This window comes from Paramuribaculum intestinale (assembly GCF_003024925.1).
Classification (GTDB): Bacteria; Bacteroidota; Bacteroidia; order Bacteroidales; family Muribaculaceae; genus Paramuribaculum; species Paramuribaculum intestinale.
This window is the reverse complement of record NZ_PUED01000137.1, coordinates 1-6,865: the sequence shown is the minus strand read 5'-3', so window position 1 is coordinate 6,865 and position 6,865 is coordinate 1. Positions and strand designations below refer to the sequence as shown.

General features: G+C 60.9%; 7 protein-coding genes and 1 pseudogene. 6 read left to right on the top strand and 2 right to left on the bottom strand.

What is annotated here, in order from left to right; all coding sequences use genetic code 11:
* Window positions 1-210: 210 nt before the first annotated feature.
* The 6 genes and pseudogenes from hisC to hisIE all read left to right on the top strand — a co-directional run.
* A pseudogene (hisC, locus tag C5O24_RS14495) lies at window positions 211-1,227 on the top strand (histidinol-phosphate transaminase); the annotation flags it as partial.
* A complete protein-coding gene (hisB, locus tag C5O24_RS14490; RefSeq protein WP_240604960.1) occupies window positions 1,219-1,851 on the top strand; it encodes an imidazoleglycerol-phosphate dehydratase HisB in 633 nt (210 codons plus the stop codon). The pseudogene hisC and the gene hisB, both read left to right, overlap by 9 nt.
* Before the next feature lie 36 nt (window positions 1,852-1,887).
* The gene (gene hisH / locus C5O24_RS09765) at window positions 1,888-2,475 is read left to right on the top strand and encodes an imidazole glycerol phosphate synthase subunit HisH (protein ID WP_107035617.1); all 588 of its coding nucleotides are present in this window, start codon (window positions 1,888-1,890) and stop codon (window positions 2,473-2,475) included.
* A 15-nt stretch (window positions 2,476-2,490) separates the two neighbouring features.
* Window positions 2,491-3,222 (top strand): 1-(5-phosphoribosyl)-5-[(5-phosphoribosylamino)methylideneamino]imidazole-4-carboxamide isomerase, encoded by a 732-nt coding sequence (hisA, locus tag C5O24_RS09760; protein ID WP_107035618.1) that lies wholly within the window; start codon window positions 2,491-2,493, stop codon window positions 3,220-3,222.
* A gap of 21 nt (window positions 3,223-3,243) precedes the next feature.
* Window positions 3,244-3,999: an imidazole glycerol phosphate synthase subunit HisF gene (gene hisF / locus C5O24_RS09755; protein ID WP_107035619.1), complete on the top strand. Its 756-nt coding sequence runs from the start codon at window positions 3,244-3,246 to the stop codon at window positions 3,997-3,999.
* Window positions 4,000-4,064: 65 nt separating this feature from the next.
* Window positions 4,065-4,664 carry a bifunctional phosphoribosyl-AMP cyclohydrolase/phosphoribosyl-ATP diphosphatase HisIE gene (gene hisIE / locus C5O24_RS09750; RefSeq protein WP_107035620.1) on the top strand — a complete coding sequence of 200 codons (600 nt, stop codon included), beginning with the start codon at window positions 4,065-4,067 and terminating at the stop codon, window positions 4,662-4,664.
* Here the strand turns inward: hisIE and C5O24_RS09745 are convergent.
* Together C5O24_RS09745 and C5O24_RS09740 are read right to left on the bottom strand one after the other, a co-directional pair.
* The gene (locus C5O24_RS09745; RefSeq protein WP_128701816.1) at window positions 4,661-5,035 is read right to left on the bottom strand and encodes a hypothetical protein; all 375 of its coding nucleotides are present in this window, start codon (window positions 5,033-5,035) and stop codon (window positions 4,661-4,663) included. The two genes, hisIE and C5O24_RS09745, sit on opposite strands and share 4 nt — an antisense overlap.
* Before the next feature lie 170 nt (window positions 5,036-5,205).
* Window positions 5,206-6,865: cyclically-permuted mutarotase family protein (locus tag C5O24_RS09740; protein ID WP_133165523.1), on the bottom strand; the 1,660-nt coding region annotated here is incomplete at its 5' end.

The window sequence follows — 6,865 nt, the reverse complement described above, 5'->3', positions numbered from 1 at the left end:
CTCTTAGAGTATGTTTGAATTTAACACGAAGATATATTTATGGACTTCTTTCCATCCCCTCAAAGGTCTTTTCGGGTGATTTGCGTCAAGTTTCATCGGTCACGATGCCCGCATCGCTCCCTCATCAACTCACGCAAATCTCTCCGAAAATCCTCTTTGAGTGAATAGAAGTGAAATTCAAACATGCTCTTACCGACAAACACACTGCTCATGACTGATCCGCTCCGACTCGTAAGACCCAACATACTCGCCCTCGAACCGTATGCCACCGCACGCGACGAATTCGACGGAGGCGACATATCGGTGTGGCTCGACGCCAACGAATCGCCCTACACCAACGGCGTCAACCGCTATCCCGATCCTCATCAGAAGGAACTCAAAAAGGCCATAGCCCGGCTTAAGGGCGTGGACGAAGCGTGCATATTCGTGGGGGGCGCCGGAAGCGACGAGGCCATCGACCTGACCTACCGCATATTCTGCCGCCCGGGCATAGACAACGCCGTAGCCATTTCGCCGAGCTACGGAGTGTATCGCGTGGCGGCAGCTATCAACGACGTGAAGTATCGCGAAGTGATGCTTGCCGACGATTTCACGCTCGACACCGATTCGCTCCTTGCGGCCACCGACGCCAACACCAGGCTGATATGGATATGCTCGCCCAACAATCCCACAGGCAACGCCTTCGACACCGACGATCTTGAGGCGCTGGCCGACCGCTTCGACGGCATTCTGGTGGTGGACGAGGCCTACGTAGACTTCTCGACCCGCGGGACGATGCTCTCCGCCCTTGCGCGTCACAGGAATCTCATAGTGCTACAGACATTCAGCAAGGCGTGGGGCATGGCCGGACTGCGCACAGGCATGGCTTTTGCGTGTCCCGAGATCGCGGCGCTGTATGGCCGGGTAAAGTACCCCTACAATCTCAACGGCCCCACGCAGCGCGAAGTCATGAGCCGCATAGCCGACGGCCTGCAGGGTCATGTGGAGGAGATAAGGCGCGAAGCCGTGCGCCTGAGCCGCTCGCTGTCCGAATCAGGCTGTGTCGAAAAGGTATATCCCACCGACGCCAATTTTCTGCTCGTCAAGGTCAGTGACGCCGACGCTGTCTATCACCGGCTGATCGAGAGCGGCATACTGGTGAGAAACCGCTCGTCGATGGCCGGATGCGAAGGATGCCTGCGCGTCACCGTCGGCACTCCGGCCGAAAACGACCTTACCATCGAGGCATTCGCCCGCATAGGCCGCGGCGATGCTCCCCTCGCGAAGCGCCCCGAGCGCAAAGGATCCACCGACCGCACAACGTCGGAAACCTCCATCGAGGCCGCTGTCAATCTCGACCGGAGCACCGAGTCGGCCATCGACACCGGACTGAAATTTCTCGACCACATGCTGTGGCAGATACCACACCATGCCGGAATAGGCGTCAGACTGACCTGCAAAGGGGATCTCTATGTGGACGAACACCACACGATGGAGGATGTGGCCATAGCTCTCGGCGATGCCATGCGCGAAGCCCTCGGCGACAAGCGCGGCATAGAGCGCTACGGATTCGTGCTGCCGATGGACGAGAGCCGCGCCATGGTGCTTATTGATCTCGGAGGACGCATCGACCTGGAGTGGGATGTGGAATTCACCCGCGAGTATGTCGGCGACACGCCCACGGAGATGTTCGGCCACTTCTTCAAAAGCCTCGCCACTGCCATGCGCTGCAATCTCCACATATCGGCCCGCGGCGAAAACAACCATCATCTGGCCGAAGCCATATTCAAGGCCTTCGCCCGCGCACTGAAAGCGGCCGTACGCCGCGATCCGTTCAACGACACCATAGCATCGAGCAAGGGCGTCATCTGACACAGTCATCAGCAATTCACATCAAACCCGCAAGCCATGATAGCTATCATAGACTACGACATGGGCAATATCCGATCGGTGGAGAACGCCCTCAGAAGAGCCGGAGCCGAATGGATACTGACCTCCGACCCCGACACCATACGAAGCGCCGACCGCGTGATACTGCCCGGAGTGGGTCACTGCGGCGAAGCCATGGCACGGCTGCGCGAGAGGGGGCTGACCGAGGTGATATGCAGTCTGCACCGCCCTGTGCTGGGGATCTGCGTGGGCATGCAGGTGATGTGTCGCCACTCCGAGGAGGGCGACACCGAGTGCCTGGGACTCTTCGACACCCGCGTCAGGCGGCTGCCCGAAAGCCCCGGAGTGAAAGTGCCCGACATGGGATGGTGCCGCCTTTCGAACACCGAGGGGCGTCTGTTCGAGGGAGTGGGCCGCGGAGCCTATGCCTACTTCGTCCACAGCTACTATGCCCACACATGCTCCGACACCATAGCCACATCGCGCCACGGCGACATGCTTATCAGCGCCGCACTTAAATGGGAAAACTTCACCGGCACGCAGTTTCATCCGGAGAAGAGCGGCGACGTCGGCCAACAGATCATCCGCAACTTTCTCGAACTCTGACATAAAGACACCACCATGATAGAGATCATACCCGCAATAGATATTATCGGCGGACGATGCGTCCGTCTGTCGCAAGGCGACTACAACCGGCTGACCACCTACGACAGCCGTCCGGAAGAGATAGCGCGGCGCATGGCCGACGCCGGCGTAGGCCGCATCCACGTAGTGGATCTCGACGGAGCCAAATCCGGCGCTCCTGTCAACCTTCGTTCAGTCGAAGCGATTGCCTCGCTCGGCGTGGCCGAGATAGAGCTCGGAGGCGGCCTTAAAAGCGACAGTGCCCTGCGGTCGGCCTTCGACGCCGGCGCCACCTACGCCATAGGGGGCAGCATAGCGGTGAAGGATCAGCCGACGTTTGCCGGATGGCTCCGCTCGTTCGGCCCGCAGCGGATCATACTCGGAGCCGATGTCAGAGATGGCCGGGTGGCCACCGACGGCTGGCTCGCCGACTCCCCGCTTACGGCCGCCGACCTGATAGACCGGTTCAGAGCCGACGGCCTGACGCAAGCCATCTGCACCGACATAGCGAGCGACGGAATGCTCAAAGGACCGGCCACGGAATTCTATACCGGACTGTCGGAGATGTTTCCCGACGTGACCGTCACCGTCAGCGGCGGCATATCGTCGATGGACGACATAATGCGGCTCGATGACCTCGGTCTGAAAAGGGTCATTGTCGGCAAAGCCATCTACGAGGGTCACATCACGCTCAAACAGATCGAACATTATATCTCCACACGCGGCTGACCGCTGAACACCTCACACACCATGCCTGCAAAAAGAATCATACCGTGTCTTGACGTCAAGGAGGGACGCACCGTGAAAGGGATCAACTTCGAAGGACTGGCCGATGTCGGCGATCCGGTGGAATTAGGAGCGCGATATGCCTCGGAGGGCGCCGACGAACTGGTGTATCTCGACATCAGCGCCTCGAGCGAAGGACGCGCCACGTTTGTTTCGCTCGTGGAGCGCATAGCCGACCGGATCAACATACCGTTCACCGTCGGCGGCGGCATACGCTCGGCCGACGACGCCTCCCGGCTGCTCGATGCCGGAGCCGACAAGATCACCGTCAACAGTGCCGCCGTGGGCTGCCCGCGGCTGATCAGCGACATAGCCTCGCGCTACGGGTCGCAGTTTGTAGTCGTGGCGATCGACGCCCGCCGGCATGACGGCATCTGGCGCGTGACAACCCATGGCGGATCGCGCCTGACCGACCGCCGGCTGACCGAATGGGCCAAGGAAGCCGAAGAGCGCGGCGCGGGCGAGATAATGTTCACCTCAATGGACCACGACGGCACCCGCAAGGGGTATCCGTGCGACACGTTCGCGACCCTGGCCGACACGCTACGCATACCGGTCATAGCCTCGGGCGGAGCAGGAAGCGCCGACGACATCGCCCACGTGCTGACCGCCGGCAAGGCCGACGCGGCTCTCGCCGCCTCGATATTCCATTACGGCGAGATCAGCATAGCCGAGCTCAAGAGGCAGCTCCGTTCAAGAGGGCTTGAAATGAGAATGTGACCGTCCTCCGACGTAGCAACAGACCGCATATACACCCCACACACATCACTATCCAACCCACGACTATGACTTTTGACGATTTCAGACTCGACAAGACCGGCGACGGACTTCTGCCGGTAATAGTGCAGGACGCCACGACACTGCGCGTGCTGATGCTCGGCTACATGAACCGTGAGGCATTCGACCTCACCTGCGAGCGGCGTCGCGTCACATTCTACTCCCGCTCACGCCGGTCGTTATGGCTCAAGGGAGAGAGCAGCGGCAACTTTCTGGAGGTCGACGAAATGCTCCCCGACTGCGACTTCGACACTCTGCTCATCAAAGCGCGCCCCGCCGGACCGACATGCCACCGCGGCACGACGTCGTGCTTCGACACCGATGACTCCGAGGGGTTTGTCAGAAGCCTGTCGCGCCTGATCGCCGATCGCCACCGACAGATGCCCGATGACTCATACACCACACGCCTGTTCGTGAAGGGGGTAAAAAAAATCGCCCAGAAGGTGGGCGAAGAGGCGGTGGAAACCGTAGTAGAGGCCGTCGACGGCAACCGCACGCGGTTCATGTATGAGATCTCCGACCTCGTGTATCACGGACTCGTGCTGCTTGAGGAAATGGGATTTACTGTCGCCGATCTGGAGCGCGAGCTGCGCCGCCGCCACGGTTAGCGCTGCCGTGGCTGCACGGGCTTCTGCACGGGCGGACGCACCTGACCGGGATTGCCGGGCGGACGCCAGTTGCCCGACGGAGGAGCGACTCCCGCTCCCGGACGCATGGCAGGACGATTGACCACGGCACCCGGACGCAACGGCGGCCTTACGACCGGCACGTAGGCCGGCCCCGGCCACCAGCCGGAGTTCCAGTTGTAGGCGCCCGGCCAATATCCCGACCATGGTGAGTAGACCGGAGTCGTCACTCCGATGCCGAGAGAGCCGCCATAGCCCAGCGGAACGTCGACCGACGTGTCCCACATGGCGTCGCACGATGCAAGCGCCAGAAGCGAGGAGGCGGATATGAGTATGCGGCTTAGAAGTTTCATAATCTGAAGTATTATAGTTTTATATAAAAACGCCTCAGCCACCCGGATGGTTGAAAAAAACGGAGCCGATCCGGCAGCCTGCGCTCTCAGGCGCATTGGCTGCCGGATCGGCAAATATTCTGGAATTATCGTTGCGGCACAGCGGCGCGAAAGAGCCGCCGCTTGCCGCCTCAGAGACGTATGGCCGACACGGCCGTAGTGCGGATACGCGGCTTCAGCTCTCCGCCTATAAGCAGTATTTCTGCGTCGGGGGTCACGGCCGCTGCAGCGCCCGCGCGTGCGGTGGCCTCATCGTCGGCAGCCACTGTCCATGTCTGCGCCGCAGGATCAAACACCATCACACGTCCGTTGAAACGATACCATTCAACGGGATGCGACAGGTAGTCGGGAGCCTGATTGCGGAGCGCTTCGAGAAACACATTCTTGTTCACTCCGCCCATAGCGACGACGCGTCCGTCGGGGAGAGTCACGGCTATGCCTCCTCCGAGCGACACCTCCTCGCCGGCCCTGTCGACCGGAGCGGGAGCCGCACTCCATTTGCCCTTGCCCGAGAGCTGATAGCAGAGTCCGTCGGTGTTGAGCGTGGCTTCGCGTCCGTCGCCCTTGCCGGCGAATCCGCCCCAGAGATACAGACAGGGGTGTCCCTTGGCGTCGGTCGACGCAGCCAGCACGGGCTGCACGCGGGGATTGCCGGGGAACGATGCCAGCGCCTTCCATCCCTTGGAGAGATCTCCGAGGTCGAGGCACAGCAGCTCGTTGGAGGGCTTGCCGCCGACATTGCCGCCGGCCACATAGACGAATCCTCCGGCATAGCATGCCGCCATATTGTCGACAGCCTCAGGCAGCGAAGGGAGCGGAGTCACCACAGCCTCACCATCGTCGCTGACAGTGATCATGGCCACCTGACGAAGGGGCTCGGAGGCCGATGTGCCGCCTATGATCACCAGTCCTTCGGGTGTGGTGGCCGACGCTCCGTAGGCCATCGGCTCGGGAAGGTGACCGATCAGAGTGGCTTCGGCCTGACCGTTGTCACCGGGAGTGAGCGCATAGATGCCCGAATAGAACTTCTTCTGCGCTCCGGGAGCCATGGGATTGGAGGGGAAATTGCAGCCTCCTGCACGTATGATACGACCCGAAGCCATTCCGGCAAAAGCCGCCGACACTCCGGCTTCGATACCCGGCTCGCTTGTGGGAGCCTCACTGACGGGGAGCTTGAACGTTGTGGCCGGCAGATTGTCGGCATTGACCAGATTGGCGCGCGTGAAAGGCTGCCAACCGTAGCGCACGTAGCGCGGTTGTGATTCTGACATATTGGTAGAGGTGATTTTTATGATATTGTCTGATACGATCTCGGCCGTGGCCGGAGTGTAGCGTCCGTCGTAGCGTGCAAGCTCGAATGTGCGCAGAGGCGCGCCGTCCGAACTGTGCATGCCGTGGCCGTTGGCAAACGTAAGCGTCACTTCGCCCGGAGCTGACAGCTCAGCCTTGACAGGCGAAGGCCCTTCAGGCACGATGCCGGTCATCGAATAGACCCGGTGGAGCGCCTGACGCGCAAACCGCTCGCCGACGGGACGCTTGTCGGTAGGATGCACGTCGAGCGAGTCGCCCTTGTCGCTTGTCACCACCATGGCCGTGCCGGGCACGGTCTGTGCCAGACGTCGCTGGCTGTCGCGGAATTTTGGCCACGACGGCCTGTTGAGCGAGCTGAGCTGCGCGAACAGGAACGGCATTTCGGGCTGATTGAAGGCCCTGCGGAAGCTCTTGACCACAAGGGGGAACAGCCGCTCATGCACTTCGATATTGTTGGCATTGGACTCGCCCTGATACCAT